The sequence below is a fragment of the Paracoccus sp. (in: a-proteobacteria) genome, from assembly GCF_039808215.1.
In the GTDB taxonomy this organism is placed as follows: Bacteria; Pseudomonadota; Alphaproteobacteria; order Rhodobacterales; family Rhodobacteraceae; genus Paracoccus.
In genome coordinates, this window is the sequence record NZ_JBDHSP010000004.1 from 62,463 (window position 1) to 76,002 (window position 13,540).

Annotated in this window: 14 protein-coding genes and 1 tRNA gene; 8 read left to right on the forward strand and 7 right to left on the reverse strand. The window is 68.0% G+C overall.

All coding sequences use genetic code 11. The features are described 5' to 3' along the window. Nucleotides 1-38: 38 nt before the first annotated feature. The 6 genes from WMK75_RS02685 (at nt 39) to WMK75_RS02710 (ending at nt 7,365) form a co-directional block, all read left to right on the forward strand. Nucleotides 39-1,802 carry a calcium-binding protein gene (locus WMK75_RS02685; RefSeq protein ID WP_347266116.1) on the forward strand — a complete coding sequence of 588 codons (1,764 nt, stop codon included), beginning with the start codon at nt 39-41 and terminating at the stop codon, nt 1,800-1,802. Nucleotides 1,803-2,114: 312 nt separating this feature from the next. Beyond that, complete coding sequence (locus WMK75_RS02690; RefSeq protein ID WP_347266117.1) at nt 2,115-3,221, forward strand: carboxynorspermidine decarboxylase; 1,107 nt, start codon at nt 2,115-2,117, stop codon at nt 3,219-3,221. A 50-nt stretch (nt 3,222-3,271) separates the two neighbouring features. Beyond that, nucleotides 3,272-4,495 carry a saccharopine dehydrogenase family protein gene (locus WMK75_RS02695; protein WP_347266118.1) on the forward strand — a complete coding sequence of 408 codons (1,224 nt, stop codon included), beginning with the start codon at nt 3,272-3,274 and terminating at the stop codon, nt 4,493-4,495. Nucleotides 4,496-4,623: 128 nt separating this feature from the next. Beyond that, the gene (locus WMK75_RS02700; RefSeq protein WP_347266119.1) at nt 4,624-5,076 is read left to right on the forward strand and encodes a hypothetical protein; all 453 of its coding nucleotides are present in this window, start codon (nt 4,624-4,626) and stop codon (nt 5,074-5,076) included. A gap of 1 nt (nt 5,077) precedes the next feature. After that, nucleotides 5,078-6,127, forward strand: coding sequence for a hypothetical protein (locus WMK75_RS02705; RefSeq protein ID WP_347266120.1), 1,050 nt, complete (start codon nt 5,078-5,080; stop codon nt 6,125-6,127). Further along, nucleotides 6,124-7,365 carry a hypothetical protein gene (locus WMK75_RS02710; protein WP_347266121.1) on the forward strand — a complete coding sequence of 414 codons (1,242 nt, stop codon included), beginning with the start codon at nt 6,124-6,126 and terminating at the stop codon, nt 7,363-7,365. Before WMK75_RS02705 ends, WMK75_RS02710 begins: the two co-directional genes overlap by 4 nt. Before the next feature lie 46 nt (nt 7,366-7,411). On the opposite strand, the gene WMK75_RS02715 is transcribed toward WMK75_RS02710, so the two are convergent. The 5 genes from WMK75_RS02715 to WMK75_RS02735 all read right to left on the reverse strand — a co-directional run bounded on the left by WMK75_RS02715 (nt 7,412) and on the right by WMK75_RS02735 (nt 10,163). After that, nucleotides 7,412-7,488, reverse strand: a tRNA-Met gene (locus tag WMK75_RS02715). A 153-nt stretch (nt 7,489-7,641) separates the two neighbouring features. Next, nucleotides 7,642-8,493: an ATP-binding protein gene (locus tag WMK75_RS02720; protein WP_347266122.1), complete on the reverse strand. Its 852-nt coding sequence runs from the start codon at nt 8,491-8,493 to the stop codon at nt 7,642-7,644. Then, the gene (gene tatC, locus WMK75_RS02725; RefSeq protein ID WP_347266123.1) at nt 8,480-9,334 is read right to left on the reverse strand and encodes a twin-arginine translocase subunit TatC; all 855 of its coding nucleotides are present in this window, start codon (nt 9,332-9,334) and stop codon (nt 8,480-8,482) included. Before tatC ends, WMK75_RS02720 begins: the two co-directional genes overlap by 14 nt. 16 nt (nt 9,335-9,350) lie before the next feature. Further along, nucleotides 9,351-9,824: a Sec-independent protein translocase protein TatB gene (gene tatB / locus WMK75_RS02730; RefSeq protein WP_347266124.1), complete on the reverse strand. Its 474-nt coding sequence runs from the start codon at nt 9,822-9,824 to the stop codon at nt 9,351-9,353. A gap of 18 nt (nt 9,825-9,842) precedes the next feature. Continuing rightward, the gene (locus tag WMK75_RS02735; RefSeq protein ID WP_347266125.1) at nt 9,843-10,163 is read right to left on the reverse strand and encodes a twin-arginine translocase TatA/TatE family subunit; all 321 of its coding nucleotides are present in this window, start codon (nt 10,161-10,163) and stop codon (nt 9,843-9,845) included. 155 nt (nt 10,164-10,318) lie between these two features. Here WMK75_RS02735 and WMK75_RS02740 point away from each other — a divergent pair, with 155 nt between their 5' ends. Together WMK75_RS02740 and WMK75_RS02745 are read left to right on the forward strand one after the other, a co-directional pair. Then, the gene (locus tag WMK75_RS02740; RefSeq protein ID WP_347266126.1) at nt 10,319-10,924 is read left to right on the forward strand and encodes a MarC family protein; all 606 of its coding nucleotides are present in this window, start codon (nt 10,319-10,321) and stop codon (nt 10,922-10,924) included. Further along, on the forward strand, nt 10,924-11,499 hold the full coding sequence (locus WMK75_RS02745; RefSeq protein WP_347266127.1) for a TIGR02281 family clan AA aspartic protease: 576 nt from the start codon (nt 10,924-10,926) through the stop codon (nt 11,497-11,499). The genes WMK75_RS02740 and WMK75_RS02745 overlap by 1 nt, the downstream gene beginning before the upstream one ends. 4 nt (nt 11,500-11,503) lie before the next feature. Here WMK75_RS02745 and WMK75_RS02750 read toward each other — a convergent pair whose 3' ends face one another. Both WMK75_RS02750 and WMK75_RS02755 read right to left on the reverse strand, forming a co-directional pair. Beyond that, on the reverse strand, nt 11,504-11,953 hold the full coding sequence (locus WMK75_RS02750) for a DNA polymerase III subunit chi (protein ID WP_347266128.1): 450 nt from the start codon (nt 11,951-11,953) through the stop codon (nt 11,504-11,506). Then, nucleotides 11,953-13,434, reverse strand: a complete 1,482-nt coding sequence (locus WMK75_RS02755; protein WP_347266129.1) for a leucyl aminopeptidase — start codon at nt 13,432-13,434, stop codon at nt 11,953-11,955. Before WMK75_RS02755 ends, WMK75_RS02750 begins: the two co-directional genes overlap by 1 nt. Between the last annotated feature and the right edge of the window lie 106 nt (nt 13,435-13,540).

Sequence of the window (13,540 nt, forward strand, 5' to 3'; positions counted from 1 at the left end):
CCCGTCAACAGCAGTTTTGATGACGACAGGAGGAAGCAATGCCCATTGGAACCAACGGCAACGACACCATGGTCGGCACCGCCGCCAGCGAGGTCTTTCTGGCCCTGGCCGGCAATGATTACGTCTATGGCCTGGGTGGCAATGACACCATCGATGGCGGCGCCGGCAACGACTATCTTTCGGGCGGGACCGGCAATGACTCGATCACCGCCGGCAGCGGCACGGATACCGTGCATGGCTGGGAGGACAACGACATCATCCGCTCGAGCGGGGCCGGGCGCTATTACGGCGACAGCGGCAACGACTATATCTATGCCGGGCTGGGCGTGGCCGAGACACTGGACGGCGGCACCGGCACCGACTGGCTGAACACCGCCACCTTTGCCGGCAACTACAATGTCAACCTGACCACCGGGGCAACGAATTTTGCCGGAGAGAGCTTCGTCAACTTCGAGAACCTCTTCTCGGGCGCGGGCAATGACACGCTGACCGGCACGGCCGGCGCCAACTATATCTACGGCATGGACGGCAATGACCGTATCTATGGCATGGCCGGCAACGACTATCTTTATGGCGGGGCCGGCAATGACTATCTGGAGGCCGGAAGCGGCTCGGACACGTTGCGCGGCTGGGACGGCAATGACACGCTGCGCTCCAGCGGCGCCGGGCGCTATTACGGCGACGCCGGCAACGACTATGTCTATGCCGGGTTGGGCGTGGCCGAGACACTGGACGGCGGCGCCGACACCGACTGGCTGAACACCGCCACCTTCGCCGGCGATTACAATGTCAACCTGACTACCGGGGTGACGAACTGGGCGGGCGAGAGCTTTGTCAATTTCGAGAACCTCTTCTCGGGCGCGGGCAATGACACGCTGACCGGCACGGCCGGCGCCAACAACATCTATGGCATGAACGGCAATGACCGCCTCTATGGCATGGCCGGCAACGACTATCTGTTTGGCGGGGCCGGCAATGACTATCTGGAGGCCGGGAGCGGCTCGGACACGTTGCGCGGCTGGGACGGCAATGACACGCTGCGCTCCAGCGGCGCCGGGCGCTATTACGGCGACGCCGGCAACGACTATGTCTATGCCGGGTTGGGCGTGGCCGAGACACTGGACGGCGGCGCCGACACCGACTGGCTGAACACCGCCACCTTCGCCGGCGATTACAATGTCAACCTGACTACCGGGGTGACGAACTGGGCGGGCGAGAGCTTTGTCAATTTCGAGCATCTCTACTCCGGGGCCGGCAATGACAGGCTGTATGGCTCGGCGGTGGCCAATTACATCTTCGGCAATGACGGCAACGACTACATCCTGGGCGGCGCCGGCAATGACACGCTGCGCGGCTGGGTTGGCAACGATGTGCTGATCGGCGGATCCGGCAACGATCTGCTGACGGGCGACAACGGCAATGACACCCTGATCGGCGGCAGCGGCGCGGACAATCTGATGGGCATGGCGGGCGCCGACATGTTCAGCTTTGCCTCGGTGCTGGATTCCACCGTCGGCCCGGGTATCGACGTGATCAACGGCTTTGATGGCGCGGGCATTGCCTTTGGCGACCGCATCAATCTTGCCGCGATCGACGCCAACCTGCTGGCGGCCGGGAACCAGGCCTTTGTCTTTACCGGGCAGCTGCCCGGCGGGGCGGGCACCGTCTGGCTCAGCAATATCGGCACCGAAACCGTGCTGCGGGCCAATATCGACGGGGATGCGGCGGCCGAGATGACCATCCGCATCGCCGACGGCGCGACCGTCGCCGGCCAGTATGTCGCGGCAGATTTCCTGCTGTGACCCCCTGCCATCGGCGTGCCCCCCGCGGGGCGCGCCTTCGCGACCCCGGCCGGGGGGCCATCCGGCCATTTCGCAGGAACGCTTCTGCTGGCCGCCGCGCAGGCCGCGATACCAGGGTTGCGCGGGCGCGCCAGGCCCAGCCATTTTCAGTCGGGGGCGGTGTCGTTTCGGCGACGCCGCCCCGATTTCATCCCGGGCGCGGCGGCCCCTCGCCCGCGCCATTCCGCGCCATTCCTTGCGAAATCCGGCGCATGGCCTTAAATGGGCCTTTCCCTTTGACCTTGCACGGCTTCGAAGCCGGGGAACCGCGCCATGTCCGATCTGCAGACGCCCTATTACCTGATCGACCTTGCCGCCCTGCGGGTCAACATGGAGCGCATCCGCCAGCTGCGCGAGCGCTCGGGGGTGAAATGCCTGCTGGCGCTGAAATGCTTTGCCAGCTGGTCGGCCTTCGATTTCATGCGCCCGTTCATGGATGGCACCACCTCGTCCTCGCTGTTCGAGCTGCGGCTGGGACATGAGGAATTCGGCGGCGAGACGCATGCCTATTCCGTCGGCTGGGCCGATCACGAGATCGACGAGGCGCTGGGTTACTGCGACAAGATCATCTTCAACAGCCTGGGCCAACTGGACCGTTTCGGGGCCAGGGCGGCTGCGCGCGGCATCCGGATGGGGCTGCGGCTGAACCCGCGCTTTTCGACCAGCGGATTCGATCTGGCGGATCCGGCGCGGCCCTTCTCGCGCCTGGGGGAATGGGATCTGCCGCGGCTGGAATCGGCGCTGGACCGCATCTCGGGGGTGATGATCCATTATAATTGCGAGAACGGCGATTTCGACCTGTTCGACGCGCAGCTGTCCCGGATCGAGGCCGAGTTCGGCGGCTTCATCGGCAAGCTCGACTGGGTCAGCCTGGGCGGCGGCATCCATTTCACCGGCGAGGGCTATCCGCTGGAGCGCCTGGCCGCGCGGCTGAAGGATTTCCAGGCGAGATTCGGGGTGCAGCTGTTTCTTGAGCCGGGCGAGGCCAGCATCACCCGCTCGACCACGCTGGAGGTCACGGTGCTGGACCTGATCCATCACGGCAAGGACGTGGCCATCGTGGACGCCAGCATCGAGGCGCATATGCTGGATCTGCTGATCTATCGCGAGACGGCGAAGCTGCCGCAGGAGGGCGATCATGCCTGGCAGATCGCCGGCAAGACCTGCCTGGCCGGGGACATCTTCGGCGAGGGGCGCTTTCGCCGGCCGCTGCAGGTGGGCGACCGGCTGAGCATCGCCGATGCCGGCGGCTATACCATGGTCAAGAAGAACTGGTTCAACGGCGTCGCCATGCCCGCCATCGCCATCCGGGACGAGGATGGAACGATCCGCGAGGTTCGCCGGTTCACCTATGACGACTACAAGTCCAGCCTGTCCTGACCCCGACCGGACCAGCCAACCCATCCCCCGCCCTTGAAAAGGAGACTGAATTGGCCAAGAACGTGCTCATCATCGGCGCCGGCGGCGTCGCCCAGGTGGTCGCGCACAAGGTGGCGCAGAATGCCCGGGAATTCGGATCGCTGCATATCGCCAGCCGCACTGTCGCCAAGGCCGAGCAGATCATCGCGAGCATTCGTGACAAGGGCCACAAGGTCGAATTCGCCGCGCATCCGCTGGATGCGATGGACAGCGCGGCGGTGGCGGCGCTGATCCGCAGGCTTGACGCGGGGATCGTCATCAACGTCGGCTCGGCCTTCGTGAACATGACCGTGCTGCAGGGCTGCATCGAAACCGGCGCCGCCTATCTGGACACCGCCATCCACGAGGACCCGGCCAAGGTCTGCGAGCCGCCGCCGTGGTATGCCAATTACGAATGGACGCGCCGCGAGGATTGCGCGAAGGCCGGTGTCACCGCGATTCTGGGCGTGGGTTTCGATCCCGGCGTGGTCAATGCCTTTGCCCGCCTGGCCGAGGACGAGTATTTCGACCGCATCGATTCGATCGACATCGTGGACATCAACGCCGGCAGCCACGGCCGCTGGTTCGCCACCAATTTCGACCCCGAGATCAATTTCCGCGAGTTCACCGGCACGGTCTATAGCTGGCAGGGTGGCGAATGGCGCACGAACCGCATGTTCGAGGTCGGGCGCGAATGGAACCTGCCGGTGGTCGGCAAGCGCACCGCCTATCTCTCGGGCCATGACGAGGTGCACAGCCTGGCCGCGCGCTACCCGCAGGCCGATGTGCGCTTCTGGATGGGTTTCGGCGAGCATTATATCAATGTCTTTACCGTGCTGCAGAACCTGGGCCTGCTGTCGGAAAGGCCGGTGACCACCGCCGAGGGGCTGGAGGTCGTGCCGCTGAAGGTGGTCAAGGCGGTGCTGCCCGACCCGGCGAGCCTTGCCCCCGACTATGAGGGCAAGACCTGCATCGGCGATCTGGTCAAGGGCACGCTGCGCGGCAAGCCGGGCGAGATCTTTGTCTATAACGTCGCCGATCACAAGGCCGCCTATGAGGAGGTGGGCAGCCAGGGGATCAGCTATACCGCCGGCGTGCCTCCGGTCGCGGCGGCGATCCTGGTCGCGCGCGGCCTTTGGGACGTGAAGCGGATGGTGAACGTCGAGGACCTGCCGGCGCGCCCCTTCCTGGAACTGCTGGGCACGCTGGGCCTGCCCACCCGCGTCATCGACGCCACGGGCGATCACCCGCTGTAACCCGCCCCCCGCTGCGGGCGGGGGGCCGCGCCCCCTGCCCGTGGCGGACGTTGCTTGCCCGCTTGCGGCAACGGGCGCGAATCGCGCCGATAATGGCTGCGCCTTTCGCATCGAGACAGGAGCAAGCCATGCCGAACAAAGCCACCGTCAGGGGCGTCCTTGTGGACGCGACCCTCGCCCCGATCGCCGAGGGCAAGATCATCGCCACGCTGCAGGGCTCGGACGTGTTCGACGGCGGCATCAGGGTGGTGACGCAGAAGGTGGAGGCGACCACCAACGCCCAGGGCGAATGGGCCATGGAACTGATCGTCAACGCCGAGGGCGACGGCGCCGGCACCACCTGGAGCATCGAGGGCTACAACCAGTATGTGGCCAAGGTCTTCGAAGTGAAGTCGCTGTTCATCGCCACCTCGCTGGACACCACGCTGGGCGAGTTGGAAAAGACCAGCGCCCTGAACCTGCGCGCGGCCCGCGAGGGCGGTCTGGCGCGGCTGATCATGACCGACGACCATGCCGAATATGCCGCCCTGCCCGACAGCCAGCGCCGCGACAGCGACATCGTGCTGGTGCGGGGAATCTGACATGGCGCTGAACATCCTGAACGACATCGACGCCCGGCTGTTCCAGGGCATCTCGCGCGCCTATCAGGGCGGGCGGCGCGTCAGCCTGCTGGCCGCGGACGGCAGCGAGCTGGTCGCGGGCGAGCAGCCCTCGGCCCCGGTCATCGGCGAGCAGCCGGCGATCCTGCCCGCCGGTGCCGCGATCGGCAACAGCATCAGCCTGCATCTGGGCGCGGCCTCGGGGGTTCCGGCGCCGACGGCAAGCTGGGACCTGACGCGCGACGGCATCAGCATCCGCGACCAGGTCGACGAGTTCCTGGCGCTGGAACTGACCGAGCCCGGCCGCCATGTGCTCTCCGTCACCTGGACCAATGACATCGGCGAGCCGGTGGCGGCGGTCCCGACGGAACTGCTGGTCGTGGTCGAGGCGCCCGCGCCTGCCATCGACTACGCCGCGGTGACCCTGGCCTATTTCGATGCGAACACGCCCTTCGAGGGCAGTGCCGGCGACGTGACCGCGATCAACGCACTGGGCAGCGGCGGCTGGCGACTGGCCAAGACCGGCACCGGCGCCCCGATCCAGCGCAGCGACGCGGGCTTCGTGCTGGCCGACGGCGCCTTTCTGCAAAGCCAGGTCCTGTCCGCTCTGCCGGCCAGCGACGGGCATTTCGTGGTCGCGGAACTGACGCTGGACGCCTATGGCTCGGCCCCGGGGCAGATCGTCGAGGGCCAGGGCGACCGCATCCGGCTGCGCAACAATGCCGGCAATCTGCAGGCCATCGGCCAGGTCGGCGCGCTGCCCGTGCATGCGCTTGGCACGGCAAGCTATGGTAGCCGCGTGGTGATCGCGGCGATGATCGACGATGTGGCGGATCTGTTCATCTCGATCGGCGCCAGCGGCAGCGAGACCGCGACCGCGGTGGCCGTGACCGACCCGGTGCTGGGTCGCTTTGCGCTGGGCCGCTATCTGGTCGGGACGCTGCACCGTCTGGCGGTGGTCGGTCGCCCCGAGGGCGGCAACTGGCCGGTGACCATGCAGCAGGTCCACGCGGATTTTCTGCAGGGGGCGTGACGGCCCCCGCACCATCCGTCACCTCGCTCGAGATCATGCCGGTCTATGGCCAGAGCGAGAATCGCCCGATCCCCAGCGCGCTGGCGACGCTTCTGGACAACGCCAGCATCGGTCAGGTCCATTTCACCGCCGGCATGGTGACGGCCAGCGGCGGCGCCATCGGTCCCGAGGGCGCGGGCGTCGCGAGCATCGACCAGAACCAGCCCGCCTCGGGCTTTGCCGATGCGCGCGGTCGCGGCCGGGTGTCTCCGGCATTCGCGCTGCAGCAAAGCCGCGCCGCCGCCTGGCGCGACGCCGGCGAGTCCGCGCGCGGCGTGGTCATCGCCGACCACGGCTTTGGCGGCCGTCGCATCGAGGAATGGCAGCCCGGGGATACCAGCCCGCTGGGGCGCAACCAGCTTTACTGGATGCGCGAGGCGGCACGGCTTGGCGCGGCGCAGGGCATTTCCGTCACCTGCCCGCATGTCCTGCTGTTTCAGGGCACCTCTGCCAAGGACCAGCCGGGGCCGGACTATCGCGCCGCCTTCGAGACCGCCCATGCCGCCACCGTGGCCCAGGCCACGGCGCTGTTCGGCACCGCCCCGCGGCTGATCGTGGTCGCCAATGGCGCCGACGTGAACTCGACCGGCGATCTTTATGCCATTCCCACGGTGCAATATCGCCTGGCGCTGGACCATGAGGGCATCGTCGCGACCTGGCAGCGGCTGTATCCGATCCACGACCGCAACGTGCATATCGCGGATCGCGCACAGATCCTGATCGGCGAAACCTGTGCCTGGGCCGCCGCCGAGGTCGAGGCCGGGCGCAGCTGGAACATCACCTATCAGGTCGCCAAGAGCGGAAGCAGCGTCGTGGTCAGCTTTGCCCTGCGTCCGGGCGAGACCCTGCTGGAGCGCACGGATCTTTACGACAGTTTCGGGGGGGCCGCGACCTGCCCGCATTACGGCTTCGAGGCCGATGGCGGCATCACCGCCGCGGTGGCGGATCCGGCGGGCAATACGGTGACGCTGACCCTGGCCTCGGCCGGTGCGCAATGGTTGCGGCTGGCGCATCAGGTGCAGGACTGTTCGGCCCTGACCGACGCGGGCGGCCAGACCATGTCGGCGCATCGCAGCACGCTGTTCGGCAGCCTGAGCCGCGCCAGCCGCTTTGTCGCGAACGAGACGCTGTGGCGCCCGGTGCCGGGTTTCCGCGGCAGTTTCAGCGGCGAGCAGTTCATCCCCGATGCCGGCGGCTGAGCTGCCCCCCGGGGCGCCGCCGCGCTGCATCAGATGTCAGGGAAAGTGGTAGCGGAGGAGGGATTTGAACCCCCGACACAAGGATTATGATTCCTCTGCTCTAACCAGCTGAGCTACTCCGCCACGGGTGCGCTGGGATTTACGGCGCATGCCGCAGGGCGTCAAGGGGGGCAGCCGGGATTTCGCGCAGTTTTTTCCGCCTGCCCGCACGGACCGGGCCGATGCGGCGGGGTTGCGGGCTATGCGCTTGAAACTGCCCGCAGATCCCGCGCGGCATCAGGCGGTGGTGATCGCCATGCCGTGCCGACCGGCGAGATCGGTGAAGAATTGCCAGGCGACCCGGCCCGAGCGCGATCCGCGCGTCGCCTGCCATTCGATCGCCTCGGCGCGCAGCCGGTCCTCGGCGATCTCCAGCCCATGGGCGGCGCAATAGCCCTGGACCATGGCCAGGTATTCGTCCTGCGAACAGGGGTGAAAGCCCAGCCACAACCCGAAACGGTCCGAGAGCGAGACCTTTTCCTCGACCGCCTCGCCGGGATGGATGGCGGTCGAGCGTTCGTTGTCGATCATGTCGCGCGGCATCAGGTGGCGCCGGTTCGAGGTCGCGTAAAGGATGACATTCGACGGCCGTCCGGCGATGCCGCCGTCCAGCACCGCCTTGAGCGACTTGTATTGCGTATCGTCATGGCTGAAGGACAGATCGTCCGAGAACAGCACGAAGCGCCGCTCGGCGGCCCGGCCCAGGATCGCCAGCAGGCGCCCGACCGAACCCAGGTCCTCGCGCGCGATCTCGACCAGCACCAGCGGCAGGCCGGCGCGCACCGCCTCGGCATGCACCGCCTTGACCAGCGAGGACTTGCCCATGCCGCGCGAGCCCCAGAGCAGGGCGTTGTTCGCCGCATGGCCGCGGGCGAATTGCAGCGTATTGGCCAGCAGCGTGTCGCGGGCGCGGTCGATGCCGATCAGCTGTACCAGATCGACGCGGTCCACCCGGGCCACCGGCTCGAGCCGGTCGGGGTCGGGCTGCCAGACATAGGCCGTGGCCTCGGAAAAGCCGGGCAGCGGCGCGGGCGCCGGCGACAGGCGTTCAAGCGCTTCGGCGATGCGGCGCAGCTCAGTTCTGGGCATCGAACTGCTCCTCGAGGTCGCGCTTGCGTTCAATGCGGCGCACGAGGAAGATCGAGATCTCGTAAAGCCCGTAGATCACCGTGAACAGCACCACCTGGCTGATGACATCGGGCGGCGTCACCATCGCCGCCAGCACGAGGATCACCACGATGGCATAGCGCCGGACGCTGGCCAGCCCCTCGGAGGAGACCAGCCCCGCCTTGCCCATCAGCGTCAGCGCCACCGGCAACTGAAACGACAGGCCGAAGGCCAGGATGAACTTGGTGGTCAGCGCCAGATATTCCTCGACCGAGCCCTGGAACACGATGCCCGCCCACATGTCCTTGGCCGCCTGCGCCGCCTCGGAGGCCGGGGCGCCCTCGGGCGGCAGCACCGGCCCCTGCTGGAATCCCAGGAAGAAGTCGAAGGCCCAGGGCAGGATGATGTAATAGGCAAAGGCCGCGCCCAGCACGAACATCACCGGCGAGGCGATCAGGAACGGCAGGAAGGCGTTTCTTTCGCTGCGGTAAAGCCCCGGCGCCACGAAGCGCCACAGCTGATAGCCGACCACCGGGAAGGCCAGAACGAAACCGCCGAAGAAGGCGATGCGCATGGCAACGAAGAACCCTTCCTGCAGCTTCAGCAGGATCAGGCCGCAGGCCTGGTCGCGCTTTTCCAGCGCCTGGCAGATCGGCCGGGTCAGGAAATCGAAGATCGGATTCCAGACGAAATAGCACAGCACCATCGCCACCACGAAGGCCAGCACCGACCAGATCAGCCGGGTGCGCAGTTCCGCAAGATGCTCGATCAGCGGCGCCGAGCTTTCGTCGATGTCATCCGGCTTGGCTTGATTTGTCGCCACGAAGCGGCCTTTCCAGTCAGTCTTGTCCGGCGCGGTCGAGACGGCGCACGGCATGCAGCCGCCGCCGTCCGCCGGCGGTATCCGCGCCCTCGTCCTCCGGCGCCGGATGCGGCGCGGCGATGCCGGGCGCGGTTTCCACGGGCGGCGCGGGGGCGGCAGGGTCGGCGACGGGCGCCTTTTGCGCCGCTTCCTCGCGCGGGTTCAGCGGGTCCCATTTCTCGAAGCGCTCGGTGGCGCGTTCCAGCGCGTCAAGCCCGAGGGCGCGTTTCGAGGTGAGCGCGTTCACATCCTTCAGCGTCCTGGCCGCGTCGTCCAGCCCCGAGGCCTTGGCCGCGTCCTCCATGGCGCTGCTGAACTCGCGCGCCATGGACCGCGCACGCGCGGTGATCCGCCCCAGCGTGTGAAACAGCTTGGGCAGATCCTCGGGTCCGATGACGATCAGCGCCACGACGCCGATCAGCAGCAGCTCGCTCCAGCCGATATCCAGCATGTCCGACCGGCCGGCGGATCAGGGCTTGCCGCTGTCGCCGGGCGTCACGTCGCGCATGGCGCTGTCGGCGTTGACGCGGGCGCGGTCGGCCTCAAGTTGGGCACGCTCGGCCGCGATCTCGGCGCGGGCGCGTTCGATCTCGTCGGCCGGCTTCAGCTCGACCTCCTTGGTTTCGCGCGTGGCGGCGTCGATATCCTCGGCGCCTTCCTTGACGCCCTTCTTGAAGGCGGTGATCCCCTTGCCCACCTCGCCCATCAGGGACGAGACCTTGCCGCGCCCGAACAGGACCAGCACGACGATTGCGATAAGCAAAAGGGCCATGGGTGAAGGTGCGTGCATCTGTTTACCTCCGTGGCAGGGCCGCAGCCTTGCGATAGCATTTGACCGACACGATATAGGTGGTGATCGCCCGCTTCGGAACCCCCAAACGCGCGATGGCGCGCCGGGCAGACGGGTGCTTTCCACCGCCGGCGTTCCAAGCGATAGTCGCGGCCATGGACAGCACCCAGATCATCAGCGCTTTCGTGACTTTTTTCGTCGTCATCGACCCGATCGGGCTGGCGCCGCTGTTCATCGCGCTGACACGCGACATGACGCCGCAACGCCGGCGCCGGATCGGCCACCGCGCGCTGTTCATCGCCGCGGTCCTGCTGACGCTGTTCGGGCTTGCCGGCGAATCGATCCTGGTGGGCATCGGCATCTCGCTGCCGGCCTTCCGCATCTCGGGCGGGGTGCTGCTGTTTCTGACCGCGCTCGACATGCTGTTCGAGCGGCGCACCTCGCGGCGCGAGGGCCAGACCAGTGACGAGGACCCTTCGGTGTTTCCGCTGGCCACGCCGCTTCTGGCCGGTCCGGGGGCGCTGGCGACGATGATCCTGCTGGTGGGCCAGAACGAAAGCCCGGTGCATACGCTGATGATCCACCTGGTCATGCTGGCGGTGCTGGCGATCGTGGCGCTGCTCTTTGCCGTCGCCGGTCCCATCGCGCATGTGCTGGGCCGGACCGGGACCATGGTGGTGACGCGGCTGTTCGGCATGTTGCTGGCGGCGCTTTCGGTGCAGTTCATCATCGACGGGCTCAAGGGCTCGGGGCTGGTGTGATGGGGGATGCATTCATCCGCGTCGCCTATCTGCTGCTGCTGCTGGTGGCGGTGGGCGGCTTTCTGCTGGTCGAGCTGCGCGCCCGCCCCGGCCGCACCCTGCGCATGGCCGCGGCCTGGGGGCTGATCTTTCTGGGCGCGGTGGCGCTGGCCGGGCTCTGGGGCGACATCCGCCAGGCCATCACCCCCGAGGCGCGCATCCTGGACGGCGGGCGCATCGAGGTGCCGCTGGGCAATGACGGCCATTACCACCTGACCGCGCAGGTGAACGGCACGCCGGTGCGTTTCGTCATCGACACCGGCGCCAGCAGCCTGGCGCTGGGCCCGCGTGACGCCGCCCGTATCGGCATCGACCCCGAGAGCCTTGCCTATGCCGGTGAGGCGCGCACCGCCAACGGCGTGGTGGCGACGGCGGCCGTGCGGCTCGATTCGGTAGCCATCGGCCCGATCCGGGACCAGAACGTGCCGGCGGTGGTGCTGCGCGCCGATCTTGAGCAGTCGCTGATGGGCATGTCCTATCTGTCGCGCTTTGCCCGCGTCAGCATCGAGCACGACCGCCTGATCCTGGAACGCTGAGGCGTCACTGCCGGCGTTCCCAGCGGCCGTCGGTCTCGGACCAGTATTCCGCCGCGATGCCCTCGGCCTTCAGCTCGCGCCATTGCGCGCGCGCGCGTTCCAGCGCCGCGGGGTCGTTGCCGTCGAACAGGATGCAGGCGCGTTCCAGCGCCCGGCATTCCCCGCCCGAGACCGCGGCCCCGTCCAGCGCGATCAGGCACAGGGGATCGTTCGCCGCCGCCTCGCCCTCAAGCGTCAGCAGCACCGGCTGGCGCGCGTCATGCGCGCCCCCGGCCAGGCCGTGCGGCACAAAGCCCTCGCCCAGCCAGAGGCTGTCGTCCAGGTCCTGCCGCCGCGCCCGGTCCCTGCCCCGCAGCTCGACCCGCCAGCCCGACTGCAGGCTCTTGCCGATCAGCATCGGCAAGAGCTGCGCCGGACCCGAGCGGGTCAGGTGATAGAACAGGGCCGCGCCCATCAGGCCCCGGTCTCGAAACGATCGCGCACCAGGCGGTCAAGCGCCATCACCCCCCAGCCCGAGGCGCCCTTGGGCGCCAGCGCCGTCTCGCCGGGCGGCAGCGCCACGCCGGCGATGTCAAGATGCACCCAGGGCGTGCCCTCGCGGATGAAACGCTGCAGGAACTGCGCCGCGGTGATCGCGCCCGCCGGGCGGCCGCCGATGTTCTTCATGTCGGCCAGGCGCGATTCCAGCAGCTTGTCATAGGCCGGGGCCAGCGGCATGCGCCAGGCGCCCTCGTCCTCGGCGCGGGCGGCCTCCAGGAACTGCCCGGCAAAGCCGTCGTCGTTCGAGAACACGCCGGCCTTCTCATGGCCCAGGGCGATGACCATGGCGCCGGTCAGCGTCGCGAGGTTCACCATCGCGGCGGGGTTGAAGCGCTCCTGCGCATACCACAGCACATCGGCCAGCACGAGGCGGCCCTCGGCATCGGTGTTGATCACCTCGATCGTGTCGCCCTTCATCGAGCGCACGATGTCGCCGGGACGCTGGGCGCGACCGTCGGGCATGTTCTCGACCAGACCGACCAGGCCCACGACATTGGCGCGCGCGCGCCGCAGCGCCAGGGCGCGCATCACCCCGGCGACGACGCCGGCGCCGGCCATGTCCGAGGTCATCGCCTCCATGCCGTCGGCGGGCTTGATCGAGATGCCGCCGGTGTCGAAGACCACGCCCTTGCCGACCAGCGCCAGCGGCGCCGCGTCGCCCGCGCCGTTCCAGCGCATGATCACGACCTTGGACGGGCTTTCCGAGCCCTGCCCCACGCCCAGCAGCGCGCGCATGCCCAGCTTCGCCAGTTCGGCCTCGTCCAGCACCTCGACATCGAGGCCCAGTTCGCGCATCGCCAGCAGCCGGTCGGCGAAATCGCCGGTGGTCAGCACATTCGCCGGCTCGTTGACCAGATCGCGGGTGAAATACACGCCCTCGGCCACGGCGGCGCCGCGTGCGGCCTCGCGCGCCAGGGCCTCGGGGTCCTGGTGCATGATGCTGACGCGGCCACGGGTGCCAACGGCCGCGGCCTCGGCGTCCTTGCGGGTCTTGTAGGCGGAAAACTCATAGGCGCGCAGCGCAAGGCCCAGCGCCAGTTCGGCAGCGCGCGGGTGGTTGCCGGCCAGCACCGTCAGCTCGGACTTGCCGTGGCCGGCGCCGATGCTGGCGCCGGCGGCGCGCGCCGTGGCGACATCGGCACCGCGCTCCAGCGCCACCAGTTGCAGCGCCTCGGCCTTCAGCCCGGCCGGAAAGGCCAGTTCCAGCGCCTTGCCGGGCTTCACCGCCTTCCAGGCATCGGAGTCCAGCGCGCGCACCGCCGCCTCGCGTGCCGCGCGCGGCAGACCGGTCGGCAGCTTGCCGCTTGCGGACACGAGCAGGGCGATGCGGCCCGTCAGCTCGGCCAGCCCGGCCATGTCGGTAGCGACAAAGGAAATTTCGACCGGATGGGTCATGGTCTGGCCTTTCGTGTTGCACCCTTTGGCGGAAATCTAGCCGCGCCCGGACGGCTTGACCAGTGCCGGGTCTTTCCCAAACCCCCGCCAGCGGCTAATCAATCCC